This is a genomic window from Pseudomonas sp. S12(2018) (assembly GCF_024355235.1).
Classification (GTDB): domain Bacteria; phylum Pseudomonadota; class Gammaproteobacteria; order Pseudomonadales; family Pseudomonadaceae; genus Aquipseudomonas; species Aquipseudomonas palmensis.
Genome location: NZ_QLAD01000003.1, coordinates 432,121 through 446,397 on the forward strand (window position 1 = coordinate 432,121; position 14,277 = coordinate 446,397).

At 62.5% G+C, this 14,277-nt stretch carries 12 protein-coding genes; 7 read left to right on the forward strand and 5 right to left on the reverse strand.

Translation table 11 applies throughout. From position 1 onward, the window contains the following. Window positions 1-101: 101 nt before the first annotated feature. Window positions 102-2,327 carry an NADP-dependent isocitrate dehydrogenase gene (locus DN388_RS09125; RefSeq protein ID WP_054915101.1) on the reverse strand — a complete coding sequence of 742 codons (2,226 nt, stop codon included), beginning with the start codon at window positions 2,325-2,327 and terminating at the stop codon, window positions 102-104. 418 nt (window positions 2,328-2,745) lie between these two features. On the opposite strand from DN388_RS09125, the gene icd reads away from it, so the two are divergent. Continuing rightward, window positions 2,746-4,002 (forward strand): NADP-dependent isocitrate dehydrogenase, encoded by a 1,257-nt coding sequence (gene icd, locus DN388_RS09130; RefSeq protein ID WP_043860855.1) that lies wholly within the window; start codon window positions 2,746-2,748, stop codon window positions 4,000-4,002. A gap of 61 nt (window positions 4,003-4,063) precedes the next feature. Here icd and cspD read toward each other — a convergent pair whose 3' ends face one another. Beyond that, window positions 4,064-4,318, reverse strand: coding sequence for a cold shock domain-containing protein CspD (gene cspD, locus DN388_RS09135; protein ID WP_058541364.1), 255 nt, complete (start codon window positions 4,316-4,318; stop codon window positions 4,064-4,066). 228 nt (window positions 4,319-4,546) lie between these two features. Between cspD and clpS the strand changes: the two genes are divergently transcribed. Then, window positions 4,547-4,909: an ATP-dependent Clp protease adapter ClpS gene (gene clpS, locus DN388_RS09140; RefSeq protein ID WP_043860853.1), complete on the forward strand. Its 363-nt coding sequence runs from the start codon at window positions 4,547-4,549 to the stop codon at window positions 4,907-4,909. A 30-nt stretch (window positions 4,910-4,939) separates the two neighbouring features. Further along, window positions 4,940-7,210 carry an ATP-dependent Clp protease ATP-binding subunit ClpA gene (clpA, locus tag DN388_RS09145; RefSeq protein ID WP_043860852.1) on the forward strand — a complete coding sequence of 757 codons (2,271 nt, stop codon included), beginning with the start codon at window positions 4,940-4,942 and terminating at the stop codon, window positions 7,208-7,210. Between the two features lie 130 nt (window positions 7,211-7,340). Here clpA and infA read toward each other — a convergent pair whose 3' ends face one another. The 3 genes from infA to aat all read right to left on the reverse strand — a co-directional run bounded on the left by infA (window position 7,341) and on the right by aat (window position 9,121). Further along, window positions 7,341-7,559 carry a translation initiation factor IF-1 gene (gene infA / locus DN388_RS09150; RefSeq protein ID WP_002553999.1) on the reverse strand — a complete coding sequence of 73 codons (219 nt, stop codon included), beginning with the start codon at window positions 7,557-7,559 and terminating at the stop codon, window positions 7,341-7,343. 101 nt (window positions 7,560-7,660) lie between these two features. Further along, window positions 7,661-8,368, reverse strand: coding sequence for an arginyltransferase (locus DN388_RS09155; RefSeq protein WP_043860851.1), 708 nt, complete (start codon window positions 8,366-8,368; stop codon window positions 7,661-7,663). A gap of 75 nt (window positions 8,369-8,443) precedes the next feature. Then, a complete protein-coding gene (aat, locus tag DN388_RS09160) occupies window positions 8,444-9,121 on the reverse strand; it encodes a leucyl/phenylalanyl-tRNA--protein transferase (protein WP_043860850.1) in 678 nt (225 codons plus the stop codon). A gap of 341 nt (window positions 9,122-9,462) precedes the next feature. On the opposite strand from aat, the gene ftsK reads away from it, so the two are divergent. The 4 genes from ftsK to crcB all read left to right on the forward strand — a co-directional run bounded on the left by ftsK (window position 9,463) and on the right by crcB (window position 14,273). After that, window positions 9,463-11,868, forward strand: a complete 2,406-nt coding sequence (gene ftsK, locus DN388_RS09165; RefSeq protein WP_043860849.1) for a DNA translocase FtsK — start codon at window positions 9,463-9,465, stop codon at window positions 11,866-11,868. 65 nt (window positions 11,869-11,933) lie between these two features. Beyond that, window positions 11,934-12,557: an outer membrane lipoprotein chaperone LolA gene (gene lolA, locus DN388_RS09170; protein WP_043860848.1), complete on the forward strand. Its 624-nt coding sequence runs from the start codon at window positions 11,934-11,936 to the stop codon at window positions 12,555-12,557. Window positions 12,558-12,576: 19 nt separating this feature from the next. Next, entirely contained in the window at window positions 12,577-13,902 is a 1,326-nt protein-coding gene (locus DN388_RS09175; RefSeq protein WP_043860847.1) for a replication-associated recombination protein A, read from the forward strand. After that, on the forward strand, window positions 13,899-14,273 hold the full coding sequence (crcB, locus tag DN388_RS09180; protein WP_043860846.1) for a fluoride efflux transporter CrcB: 375 nt from the start codon (window positions 13,899-13,901) through the stop codon (window positions 14,271-14,273). Before DN388_RS09175 ends, crcB begins: the two co-directional genes overlap by 4 nt. Window positions 14,274-14,277 lie beyond the last annotated feature (4 nt).

The window sequence follows — 14,277 nt, forward strand, 5'->3', positions numbered from 1 at the left end:
CCCTGTGGGAGCGGGCTTGACCCGCGATGCAGACGACACCGATTCCAGAAAGCACAAACCCCGGTGCGTGGCCGGGGTCTGTGTGTCAGCTCAAGCCAACCTTACAGCGCGGCAACCGCGTTGTTGAAGGTCTGGCTCGGGCGCATTGCCTTGGCGGTCAGCTCGGCATCGGGGTAGTAGTAACCACCGATTTCAACCGGCTTGCCCTGGACTGCGTTGAGCTCGGCGACGATGGTCGCTTCGTTCTCGGTCAGTGCCTTGGCCAGCGGTGCGAAGCGTGCTTGCAGCGCCGCGTCATCGGTCTGTGCAGCCAGTGCCTGGGCCCAGTACAGGGTCAGGTAGAAGTGGCTGCCACGGTTGTCGATGCTGCCAACCTTGCGCGCAGGGGACTTGTTGTTGTCCAGGAACTGGCCGGTGGCCTGGTCCAGGGTCGCAGCCAGTACCTTGGCCTTGGGGTTGGCGTAGGCGGTGCTCAGGTGCTCGAGCGAAGCTGCCAGGGCCAGGAACTCGCCCAGCGAATCCCAGCGCAGGAAGTTTTCTTCCACCAGCTGTTGCACGTGCTTGGGTGCCGAACCGCCGGCGCCGGTTTCGAACAGGCCGCCGTTGTTCATCAGCGGCACGATCGACAGCATCTTGGCGCTGGTGCCCAGTTCCATGATCGGGAACAGGTCGGTCAGGTAGTCACGCAGCACGTTGCCGGTGACCGAGATGGTGTCTTCGCCGGCACGGATGCGCTGCAGCGAAACCTTCATGGCCTCGACAGGCGACAGGACACGGATGTCCAGGCCGGTGGTGTCGTGGTCTTTCAGGTACTTCTGGACCTTCTCGATCAGCACGCCGTCGTGGGCGCGTTGCGGGTCGAGCCAGAAGATCGCCGGGGTGGCGCTGGCGCGGGCACGGTTGACGGCCAGCTTGACCCAGTCCTGGATCGGCGCGTCCTTGGTCTGGCACATGCGGAAGATATCGCCGGCCTCGACGTCCTGGGACAGCAGCAGGTTGCCCTTGCCGTCGACGACGCGGATCACGCCATCAGCCTTGGCCTGGAAGGTCTTGTCGTGGGAGCCGTACTCTTCGGCCTTCTGTGCCATCAGGCCGACGTTCGGCACGCTGCCCATGGTGGTAGGGTCGAAGGCGCCGTGTTGCTTGCAGTCTTCGATCACCGCCTGGTAGATGGTGGCGTAGCAGCGATCCGGGATCACTGCCTTGGTGTCCTGCAGCTGGCCTTCGGTGTTCCACATCTTGCCCGAGTCGCGGATCATCGCCGGCATCGAGGCGTCGACGATGACGTCGCTCGGCACGTGCAGGTTGGTGATGCCCTTGTCGGAATTGACCATGGCCAGCGCCGGGCGCACGGCATACACGGCCTGCACGTCGGCTTCGATCTGGGCCTGCTGCTCGGCTGGCAGGTCCTTGATGCGGGCGTACAGGTCGCCGATGCCGTTGTTCAGGTTGAAGCCGACCTGCTCCAGTACGGCGGCGTGCTTGGTCAGCGCGTCCTTGTAGTACTCGGCGACGATCTGGCCGAACATGATCGGGTCGGAGACCTTCATCATGGTGGCCTTCAGGTGAACCGACAGCAGTACGCCCTGGGCCTTGGCTTCTTCGATCTGGGCAGCGATGAAGCTGCGCAGGGCCTTGGTGCTGAGCACGGCGCAGTCGACGATTTCGCCGGCCTTGACTGCGGTTTTCTCTTTCAGGACGGTGGTCGAACCGTCCTTGGCCAGCAGTTCGATGCGCAGGCTGTCATCGGCTTCGATCAGCGCGGCTTTTTCGCTGCCGTAGAAGTCGCCGTTGTCCATGTGCGCGACGTGCGACTTGGAGTCGGCTGCCCAGGCGCCCATCTTGTGCGGGTGCTTGCGGGCGTAGTTCTTGACCGACAGCGGTGCGCGGCGGTCGGAGTTGCCTTCGCGCAGTACCGGGTTCACGGCGCTGCCCTTGATGCGGTCGTAGCGGGCGCGGGCTTCTTTTTCCGCGTCGGTGCTGACGGTGTCCGGGTAGTCCGGGATGTTGAAGCCCTTGGCTTGCAGTTCCTTGATCGCGGCCTTCAGCTGCGGTACCGAGGCGCTGATGTTCGGCAGCTTGATGATATTGGCTTCAGGCGTGGTTGCCAGTTGGCCCAGTTCTGCCAGGTGGTCGGCCACTTGCTTGTCGGCGCCGAGCTGTTCAGGGAAGGCAGAGAGGATACGGCCAGCGAGCGAGATGTCACGGGTTTCGACGGCGATGTCGGCAGTGGCGGTGAACGCTTCGACGATGGGCAGCAGTGAGTAGGTGGCGAGGGCGGGGGCTTCGTCGGTGAAGGTGTAGATGATCTTGGATCGGGTGGGCATATTCGGGTTAACTCTCTGTTTTGCTGAGCGTGCGCGGAATCTCGAGGGGTGCGCAGGATAGGCGCTTCGCTCAAGCGGATCCATGAGCAGAAAGTCGAGGATTCCGGGCTGTGATGGTGGGTTGCATCAGTCGAGTGTCAAACGGCTGAACTGCGGTAACAGCCCAGTCTTGTCGGGGCCGGACGTCTCTATTCGGACCAGTCGCCCCCAGTGACCCTTTGGTCACCGGCGGAGTATATCAAACCCTTGGTCGTAATCATCAAGGTCAACATGTCGGATGGCCACTTTTAGACCAAAGACGTAGAGCGTTTTACGCTGGTATGACGGTTTTTTCGGCGAGGTTTGCGTCTGCGTTCAACTGGGTTAGGCTCTGGGGATTGCATGAAGTCCTATCAACCAGAAAAAAGCGGAGTGCAGCATGGGATACCAGAAAATCAAGGTTCCGGCAGTCGGTGACAAAATCACCGTCAACGCAGACCATTCTCTCAATGTTCCCGACAATCCGATCATCCCCTTCATTGAAGGTGACGGTATTGGCGTCGATGTCAGCCCGGTGATGATCAAGGTGGTCGATGCTGCAGTCGAAAAGGCTTATGGCGGCAAGCGCAAGATCTCCTGGATGGAAGTGTACGCCGGCGAGAAGGCCACCCAGGTCTACGACCAGGACACCTGGCTGCCCCAGGAAACCCTGGATGCGGTGAAAGACTACGTGGTATCGATCAAGGGCCCGCTGACCACCCCGGTCGGCGGTGGCATCCGTTCGCTGAACGTCGCCCTGCGCCAGCAACTGGACCTGTACGTGTGCCTGCGTCCGGTGGTGTGGTTCGAGGGTGTGCCCAGCCCGGTGAAAAAACCTGGCGACGTCGACATGGTGATCTTTCGCGAGAACTCCGAGGACATCTATGCCGGCATCGAGTGGAAGGCCGGCTCGCCCGAGGCGAACAAGGTCATCAAGTTCCTCAAGGAGGAAATGGGTGTCACCAAGATCCGCTTCGACCAGGATTGCGGCATCGGCATCAAGCCGGTTTCCAAGGAAGGCACCCAGCGCCTGGTGCGCAAGGCCCTGCAGTATGTGGTGGATAACGACCGCGAGTCGCTGACCATCGTGCACAAGGGCAACATCATGAAGTTCACCGAGGGGGCCTTCAAGGACTGGGGCTACGAGGTGGCCAAGAACGAATTCGGCGCCGAGCTGCTCGATGGCGGCCCGTGGATGAAATTCAAGAACCCCAAGACCGGGCGTGAAGTGATCGTCAAGGACGCCATTGCCGACGCCATGCTCCAGCAGATCCTGCTGCGTCCGGCCGAGTACGACGTGATCGCCACCCTCAACCTGAACGGTGACTACCTGTCCGACGCCCTGGCGGCGGAGGTGGGCGGTATCGGTATCGCGCCGGGTGCCAACCTGTCGGACACCGTGGCCATGTTCGAGGCCACCCACGGCACGGCGCCCAAGTACGCCGGCAAGGATCAGGTCAACCCTGGTTCGGTGATCCTGTCGGCCGAGATGATGCTGCGTCACCTGGGCTGGACAGAGGCGGCGGACCTGATCATCAAGGGCACCAACGGGGCTATCAAGGCCAAGACCGTGACCTACGACTTCGAACGCCTGATGGAAGGTGCGACGCTGGTGTCGAGCTCGGGCTTCGGTGAGGCGCTGATCAAGCACATGTAAGCGGGCAGCAAAAGGCCGGCCTGTCCGAGAGGGCAGGCCGGCCCTGGTGTTCCTGGGGTGTTCAGGCGTCGATCGTGGTCGCGCTGCCGGCGGGCTCGCTCTGGGCGCTGGTGACGACGGGTCTTATGTTCTGCGCATGAAACCCCTTGGGTGCCTGAATGATATCGAATGTGACGACTTGTCCGGCCTTCAGGGTCTTGTAACCTTCCATGTTAATGGCAGAGAAGTGGGCAAACAGGTCCTCATCCTTGCCATCCTCGTTGATGAATCCGAATCCCTTGGCATTGTTGAACCACTTGACTTTGCCGGTTGCCATCCTCATATCCCTCTGCAAAGGACTCCATCACTGGAGTATCATCCACTCCATCCGCCTATGAACCTGCGAAAATTCTGGTTGACTGCGCGGATCTTTATCGACCACGGTGGGCTCTTATTGGTTGTAACACCGATTTGCCGATAGTCAAGGTCAGGCGACGGCCGTTCCGGCGTGTGGCCAGGCGGTCCACATTCAACCTTAACCTGTCGAAATGATGAATTTCTTTCCATGCATGCACATAGCCAGATTCGACTAACATTCAATCAGGATCGCCCGCAGCAGGATGAGGACGATGGCTCTGGTCTGGCGGTACAGGAAGCCAAGCCCGCGCTGCAGGCACCACCGATGTACAAGGTGGTTTTGTTCAACGATGACTACACACCGATGGATTTCGTCGTCGAAGTGCTCGAGGTGTTTTTTAACCTGAATCGCGAGCTGGCGACCAAGGTCATGCTGGCCGTCCATACAGAAGGGCGGGCAGTGTGCGGATTGTTTACCCGCGACATCGCCGAGACCAAGGCCATGCAGGTCAACCAATACGCCCGGGAAAGCCAGCATCCGCTACTCTGTGAAATCGAGAAGGACGGTTAATCGCCGACCACTTGGGTATGAGGTGAAGCTATGTTAAACCGCGAGCTCGAAGTCACCCTCAATCTGGCCTTCAAGGAGGCCCGTTCGAAGCGTCATGAGTTCATGACCGTCGAACACCTTCTGCTGGCGCTTTTGGATAATGAGGCCGCCGCAACCGTTTTGCGTGCCTGTGGAGCCAACCTCGACAAGCTCAAGCACGACCTGCAGGAGTTCATCGACTCCACCACGCCACTGATCCCCGTGCATGATGAAGACCGCGAGACCCAGCCAACCCTGGGCTTCCAGCGGGTGCTTCAGCGTGCCGTGTTCCATGTACAGAGCTCGGGTAAACGTGAAGTCACCGGCGCCAATGTGCTGGTGGCGATCTTCAGCGAGCAGGAAAGCCAGGCGGTGTTCCTGCTCAAACAGCAAAGTGTCGCGCGAATCGACGTGGTCAACTACATCGCTCACGGTATCTCCAAGGTGCCGGGCCATGGCGAACACCAGGACGGCGAGCAGGACATGCAGGACGAAGACGGCGGCGAAGCCTCGTCCTCGAGCAATCCGCTGGATGCTTATGCCAGCAACCTCAACGAGCTGGCACGCCAGGGGCGTATCGACCCGCTGGTGGGGCGCGAGACCGAGGTCGAGCGCGTGGCGCAGATCCTTGCGCGTCGGCGCAAGAACAACCCGCTGCTGGTGGGCGAGGCCGGGGTGGGCAAGACCGCCATCGCCGAAGGCCTGGCCAAGCGTATCGTCGACGGTCAGGTGCCTGACCTGCTGGCCCAGAGCGTGGTCTATTCGCTGGACCTGGGCGCCTTGCTGGCCGGTACCAAGTACCGTGGCGACTTCGAGAAGCGCTTCAAGGCGCTGCTCGGCGAACTGCGCAAGCGTCCGCAGGCAATCCTGTTCATCGACGAAATCCACACCATCATCGGCGCCGGTGCGGCATCGGGCGGGGTGATGGATGCGTCCAACCTGCTCAAGCCGCTGCTGTCTTCGGGCGATATCCGTTGCATCGGCTCGACTACGTTCCAGGAGTTCCGCGGCATCTTCGAGAAGGACCGGGCCCTGGCGCGGCGCTTCCAGAAGGTGGATGTCAGCGAGCCGTCGGTGGAAGACACCATCGGCATCCTGCGCGGCCTCAAGGGGCGTTTCGAGTCCCATCACAGCATCGAGTACAGCGATGAGTCGCTGCGTGCCGCAGCGGAGCTTGCAGCGCGCTACATCAATGACCGGCATATGCCGGACAAGGCCATCGACGTGATCGACGAGGCGGGGGCGTACCAGCGCCTGCAGCCGGTAGAGAAGCGCGTCAAGCGCATCGATGTGCAGCAGGTGGAAGACATCGTCGCCAAGATTGCGCGCATTCCGCCAAAGCACGTCACCAGTTCCGACAAGGAGCTGCTGCGCAACCTGGAGCGCGACCTGAAGCTGACCGTGTTTGGCCAGGATGCCGCGATCGATTCGCTGGCCACCGCCATCAAGCTGTCGCGTGCGGGCCTGAAGGCGCCGGACAAGCCGGTGGGCTCGTTCCTGTTTGCAGGCCCTACCGGGGTCGGCAAGACCGAGGCGGCGCGTCAGCTGGCCAAGGCGCTGGGGGTCGAGCTGGTGCGTTTCGACATGTCCGAGTACATGGAGCGTCACACCGTGTCGCGCCTGATCGGTGCGCCTCCGGGCTATGTCGGGTTCGACCAGGGCGGCCTGTTGACCGAAGCCATCACCAAGCAGCCGCATTGCGTGCTGCTGCTCGATGAAATCGAGAAGGCTCACCCGGAAGTCTTCAACCTGCTGCTGCAGGTGATGGACCACGGTACCCTGACCGACAACAACGGGCGTAAGGCGGACTTTCGCAACGTCATCGTGATCATGACCACCAACGCCGGCGCCGAGACTGCGGCACGGGCCTCGATCGGGTTTACCCATCAGGACCACTCGTCCGACGCGATGGAAGTGATCAAGAAGAGCTTCACGCCGGAGTTCCGCAACCGCCTGGACACCATCATCCAGTTTGGTCGCCTGAGCCACGAAGTGATCAAGAGCGTGGTCGACAAGTTCCTCACCGAACTGCAGGCCCAGCTGGAAGACAAGCGCGTACTGCTGGAGGTGTCGGATGCTGCTCGCAGCTACCTGGCAGCCGGTGGCTACGATGCGCAGATGGGTGCGCGGCCCATGGCGCGGCTTATCCAGGACAAGATCAAACGGCCGCTGGCCGAAGAGATCCTGTTTGGCGAGCTGGCCGAGCATGGCGGCGTGGTGCACATCGACCTGCGCGATGGCGAGCTGGTGTTCGACTTCGAGACCACGGCCGAGATGGCCTGATCGCGTTCGCCGGCACGGCCGGCTCCTGCGGGGTGATGCAGCCCTGGTAGGGGTCGGCCTGGCCGGCGAGGCTTTTCAGGCAGGCACGCAAAAACGCCCGGCACTGGCCGGGCGTTCTTGTGTGTAGCGTTTAGCGGGCGCGGTAGGTGATGCGCCCTTTGCTCAGGTCATAAGGCGTCAGTTCGACGCGGACCTTGTCGCCGGTGAGAATACGGATGTAGTTCTTGCGCATCTTGCCGGAGATATGCGCGGTAACGACGTGCCCATTTTCCAACTCCACGCGGAACATGGTGTTGGGCAGGGTGTCGACGACAGTGCCTTCCATTTCGAAGCTGTCTTCTTTCGACATGCAGTAAAGCCCTCGGTGTCCAGTTGCCGGCCCGGTGCAACTGCGCCAGGCTAAAAAGTGGCGTGCATTGTGCCCGAAAAATGGGGTTCAAGCCAAGGGTTTCAGTTAAGCGTGACCCATCGTTGATTGATCAGCAGCTCGATGGGGCGGTACTGGGTCTTGTAATTCATCTTTTTGCAGTTCTTGATCCAGTACCCGAGATAGACCGCTTCAAGCCCCAGGCGCAGGGTTTCGCTGATCTGCCAGAGGATCGCGAAACGTCCCAGGCTGCGCCGTTCTTCCTGGGGTTCGTAGAAGGTGTACACCGCCGATACGCCGTTGGGCAGCAGGTCGGTGACCGCCACCGCCAGCAGCTTGCCGTCCAGGCGAAACTCGTAGAAGCGTGAAAACGGCAGGTCGCGGACCAGGAAGGTGGAGAACTGGTCGCGGCTGGGCGGGTACATGTCGCCGTCGGCATGGCGCTGCTCGATGTAGCGGCGGTACAGCTCGAAGTATTCTTCGTTGAACCGAGGGCGTGCGGGGGTCACCACCAGGTCGGCGTTGCGCTTGATGATGCGCTTCTGCTGGCGATTGGGCGTAAAGCGAGCCGCCGGGATGCGCGCAGGTACGCACGCATTGCAGTTCTGGCAATGCGGGCGGTACAGGTGGTCGCCGCTGCGACGAAAGCCCATTTCCGACAGGTCTGCGTAGACGTTGGCGTCCATTGGCTGGCTCGGGTCGAGAAACAGCGTGGTGGCTTGCTCGTCTGGCAGGTAGCTGCAGGCATGGGGTTGAGTGGCATAAAACTTCAACCGCGCCAGCTCTGTCATGATCAACCCCTCGGGAGGTGCGTTTGGATTAAGTGTAAGCCAGCTGTGAAAACTCGCCTAGCAAACGCCAGGACGTCAGGCCCAACTGACGTTGGCCGGCTGGTCGAGGTAGTTGCGCAGGTACTCGGCAAAGGCGCTGCGAGCGATGGCGCGGGCGCCGAGGCTGTGCAGGTGGTTGGTGGGCATCTGGCAGTCGATGAGCACGAAGCCGGCCGCCTTGAGGTGTTCGACCAGGTGCACGAAGCCCACCTTGGAGGCGTTGTCGGCGCGGCTGAACATCGATTCGCCAAAGAACAGGCGGCCCATGGCCAGGCCGTAGAGCCCGCCCACCAGCTCGCCGTTTTCGCGCACTTCCACCGAGTGGGCGAAGCCCTGCTGGTGCAGCGTGAGGTAGGCAGCCTGCATGGGGGCGGTGATCCAGGTGCCGTCGGCATAGTCGCGAGGCGCCGCACAGGCACTGATCACGCTGGCAAAGTCCTGGTCGAAGCTGACCTGATAGCGGCCCTGGCGAATGACCTTGCGCAGCGAGCGCGACACGTGCAGCTCGTCCGGGAACAACACGGTGCGCGGGTCGGGCGACCACCACAGGATCGGCTGGCCGTCCTGGTACCAGGGGAAGCAGCCATGGCGATAGGCCTGCACCAGGCGCTCGGCACTCAGGTCGCCGCCGGCGGCGAGCAGGCCGTTGGGTTCGTGCAGGGCCTTTTCCAGGGGCGGGAAGTCCAGGTTGTTGCGGCTCAGCCAGGTCAGCATGGAGGTGGGTCGCCGTGCGGTGGAGGAGGGGAGGGGAAGGATCGCCGCAAAAGGCTTCGTCGGCAAGGCCGGCGCCTGCCGTTGCGCCGCCGGCGTTGGCGGGCGGCGCAACTTAACCTGCACTATGCTGTCCCAACTACGCAAAAACCCCGCATAAGCCTTTGTCACAAAAGAGAATGCGTGCTCAAATTGCCGTATAGGAAATTGGCCCCCGTTTACGCCTCGTTCCGGCGTGCCGTCATGGCGGCAGGCGGGCAGTAATGTTAAAAGTAGTGGTTTGTTGACCCGGTCGCCCGGTCGACCCCTGTTGGACGCGCATTGAGCGCAGGAATAGACGCGTTTTGAAGAAATCCACCGCAACACCCAACCCCGAGCCGATCTGGCGCCAGCAGCTGCACTACCGGCTCAAGGAAGGTGCGCTGATCGCCATGGGCGCGCTGTGCCTGTACCTGTGGATGGCCCTGCTCACCTACGACCAGGCCGACCCGGGCTTCAGCCATACCAGCAATGTCGAGCAGGTGCAGAACGCCGCCGGTCGCGCCGGGGCGTTCTTTGCCGACGTGTTGTTCATGGTGCTGGGCTATTTCGCCTATATCTTCCCGTTGCTGCTGGCGATCAAGACCTGGCAGATCTTCCGCGAACGTCATCAGCCCTGGCAGTGGAGCGGCTGGCTGTTCTCCTGGCGTTTGATCGGCCTGGTGTTCCTGGTGCTGTCGGGCGCCGCGCTGGCGCATATCCATTTCCATTCGGCCCCGAGCCTGCCGGCCTCGGCGGGCGGCGCGCTGGGCGAAAGCCTGGGTGACCTGGCCAAGAACGCGCTGAACGTGCAGGGCAGCACCCTGATGTTCATCGCGCTGTTCCTGTTCGGCCTGACCGTGTTCACCGACCTGTCGTGGTTCAAGGTGATGGACATCACCGGCAAGATCACCCTCGACCTGTTCGAACTGTTCCAGGGTGCGGCCAACCGCTGGTGGGCCGGGCGCAACGAGCGCAAGCGCCTGGTTGCCCAACTGCGTGAAGTCGACGAGCAGGTGCACGACGTGGTGGCGCCTGTGGTGCCCGACCGCCGCGAGCAGCTCAAGGCCAAGGAACGCATCATCGAGCGCGATACCGCGCTGAGCAAGCATGTGGCCGAGCGCGAGCAGCATGTGCCACCGGTGATCATGCCGGCGCCGGCCAAGGCGCCAGAGCCGAGCAAGCGCGTGCAGAAGGAAAAGCAGGCGCCGTTGTTCGTGGACAGCGCCATCGAAGGCACGCTGCCACCGATTTCGATTCTCGACCCGGCCGAGAAGAAGAAGGTCAACTATTCGCCAGAGTCCCTGGCGGGCGTGGGCCATCTGCTGGAAATCAAGCTCAAGGAGTTCGGGGTTGAAGTGTCGGTGGACTCGATCCACCCCGGCCCGGTGATCACCCGCTACGAAATCCAGCCGGCCGCCGGGGTCAAGGTCAGCCGCATCGCCAACCTGGCCAAGGACCTGGCGCGCTCGCTGGCGGTAACCAGCGTGCGCGTGGTCGAAGTGATCCCGGGCAAGACCACGGTGGGTATCGAGATCCCCAACGAAGACCGCCAGATCGTGCGCTTCTCCGAGGTGCTGTCGTCGCCGCAGTATGACGAGGCCAAGTCGCCTGTGACCATGGCCCTGGGGCACGATATCGGCGGCAAGCCGGTGATCACCGACCTGGCCAAGATGCCGCACCTGCTGGTGGCCGGTACCACAGGTTCCGGTAAATCGGTGGGCGTGAACGCGATGATCCTGTCGATCCTGTTCAAGTCCGGCCCCGAAGACGCCAAATTGATCATGATCGACCCGAAGATGCTCGAGCTGTCGATCTACGAAGGCATCCCGCACCTGCTGTGCCCGGTGGTCACCGACATGAAGGACGCCGCCAATGCCCTGCGCTGGAGCGTGGCCGAGATGGAGCGCCGCTACAAGCTGATGGCGGCCATGGGCGTGCGCAACCTGGCCGGCTTCAACCGCAAGATCAAGGACGCCGAAGAAGCGGGCGAGCCGATCTACGACCCGATGTTCAAGCGCGAAAGCATGGATGACGTGCCGCCGCTGCTCAAGACCCTGCCGACCATCGTGGTGGTGGTGGACGAATTCGCCGACATGATGATGATCGTCGGCAAGAAGGTCGAAGAACTGATCGCCCGTATCGCGCAGAAGGCGCGGGCTGCCGGTATCCACCTGATCCTGGCCACCCAGCGTCCGTCGGTGGACGTGATCACCGGCCTGATCAAGGCCAACATCCCGACGCGCATGGCGTTCCAGGTATCGAGCAAGATCGACTCGCGCACCATCATTGACCAGGGCGGCGCCGAACAACTGCTGGGCCATGGTGACATGCTGTACATGCCGCCGGGCACCAGCCTGCCGATTCGCGTGCACGGCGCCTTCGTGTCCGACGAAGAGGTTCACCGCGTGGTCGAGGCCTGGAAGCTGCGCGGCGCCCCGGACTACAACGACGACATCCTCAGCGGTGTCGAAGAGGCCGGCAGCGGCTTCGATGGGGGCGGTGGTGGTGGCGGTGACGATGACGCCGAAACCGACGCGCTGTACGACGAGGCCGTGCAGTTCGTGCTCGAAAGCCGTCGTGCCTCCATTTCCGCGGTACAGCGCAAGCTCAAGATTGGCTACAACCGCGCCGCCCGCATGATCGAGGCGATGGAAATGGCCGGTGTGGTCACTGCCATGAACACCAACGGTTCGCGTGAAGTGATTGCGCCCGGACCGATGCGCGACTGATGATTCCTTATCTGCCGGCGGCCATTGACGGCCGCCGGCCCACCCCTACTGCAACGAGGATTTCCATGCGCCTGATTCGCATGCTGTTGGTTTCCGCCATGGCCCTGTCCAGCGCTTCGGTTTTCGCCGCAGAGGCGGACGTCAAAAGCCTGACCCAATTGCTGGAGACGTCCAAGACCATTTCTGCCGGTTTCTCGCAACTGACCCTCGATGGCAGCGGCACCCAGTTGCAGGAAACCACCGGTCAGATGGCGGTACAGCGCCCTGGCCTGTTCTACTGGCACACCGATGCGCCTGCCGAGCAGGTGGTGGTGTCGGACGGCAAGAAGGTGACCCTGTGGGACCCGGACCTGGAGCAGGCGACCATCAAGAAGCTCGACGAGCGTCTGACCGAAACGCCGGCCTTGCTGTTGTCGGGTGATATCTCGAAAATCAGCCAAAGCTTCGATATCACCTCCAAGCAACAGGGTGACGTGATCGATTTCACGCTCAAGCCCAAAACCAAGGACACCCTGTTCGACTCGCTGCGCCTGTCCTTCCGCAAGGGGCTGGTGAACGATATGCAACTGATCGACAGCGTCGGCCAGCGCACCAACATCCTGTTCAGCGGGGTCAAGGCCAATGAGCCGATCCCGGCGAGCAAATTCAAGTTCGTCGTGCCTGAAGGCGCCGACGTGATTCAAGAGTAAAGAGGTCAAGCCCGCGTCCATGGACCTGTTTCGAAGTGACCCTGTTGCCCAGCCCTTGGCCGCGCGCCTGCGCCCGGCCAACCTGGACGAATACGTCGGCCAGCAGCACCTGCTGGCGCGCGGCAAGCCGCTGCGCGAGGCACTGGAGCAGGGCGCGCTGCACTCGATGATCTTCTGGGGCCCGCCCGGGGTGGGCAAGACCACCCTGGCGCGTTTGCTGGCACAGTTCTGCGAGGCGCACTTCGAGACCGTTTCAGCCGTACTGGCCGGGGTCAAGGAGATCCGCCAGGCGGTGGAGATCGCCAAGCAGCAGGCCGCCCAGTACGGGCGGCGCACCATCCTGTTCGTCGACGAAGTGCACCGCTTCAACAAGTCGCAGCAGGACGCCTTTCTGCCGTATGTGGAAGACGGCACGCTGATCTTCATCGGCGCCACCACCGAAAACCCCTCGTTCGAACTCAACAACGCCCTGCTGTCGCGGGCGCGCGTGTATGTGCTCAAGAGCCTGGACGAAGCCGCGTTGCACCGCCTGGTGGAGCGCGCACTGACCGAGGAGCGCGGCCTGGGCAAGCGCAACCTGAGCCTGGGCGACGAAGCCTTCAAGATGCTGCTGGCTGCCGCCGATGGCGATGGCCGGCGCCTGCTCAACCTGCTGGAGAATGCCTCGGACCTGGCCGAAGACGGCAGCGAGATCGGGGTGGAGCTGCTGCAAAGCCTGCTCGGTGATACCCGTCGACGTTTCGACAAGGGCGGCGAGGCCTTCTACGACCAGATTTCCGCATTGCACAAATCGGTGCGCGGCTCCAACCCCGATGGGGCGCTGTACTGGTTCGCACGCATGCTCGATGGCGGCTGCGACCCGTTGTACCTGGCGCGGCGCGTGGTGCGCATGGCCAGCGAAGACATCGGCAACGCCGACCCGCGTGCGCTGAGCCTGTGTCTGGCCGCGTGGGACGTGCAGGAGCGCCTGGGCAGCCCCGAGGGCGAGCTGGCGGTGGCCCAGGCCATTACGTACCTGGCCTGTGCGCCCAAGAGCAACGCGGTGTACATGGGCTTCAAGACCGCCCTGCGCGAAGCCGCCGAGCATGGTTCGCTGGAAGTGCCGCTGCACCTGCGCAACGCACCCACCAAGCTGATGAAGCAACTGGGCTACGGCGACGAGTACCGTTATGCCCACGACGAGCCCGATGCCTATGCGGCGGGCGAAGACTACTTTCCCGATGACCTCGCGCCGCGCCAGTACTACCAGCCGGTGCCTCGCGGCCTGGAACTGAAGATCGGCGAGAAGCTGCGCCACCTGGCCGAACTCGATCGCCTGAGCCCGCGCCAGCGGAGGAAGCCATGATTGCCCTGGTGGCCGCAGTCAGCGCCGGGGGCATTGCCGGCACGCTGCTGCGCTTTGCCGCGGGAAATTGGGTCAATGCCCACTGGCCACGCCACTTCTATCTCGGTACGCTGGCGGTCAACCTGATTGGCTGCCTGCTGATCGGCTTGCTCTACGGGCTGTTTCTGCATCGCCCGCTGGTGCCGGTCGAGCTGCGCGCAGGCCTGATCGTCGGCTTCCTTGGCGGCCTGACGACCTTTTCATCCTTTTCCATGGACACCGTACGCCTGCTCGAAAGCGGGCAAGCGCCCCTGGCGTTCGGCTATGCCAGCCTCAGTGTAGTGGGTGGCCTGCTCGCCACCTGGGCCGGTTTGTCCTTGACCAAATTCTGAACCA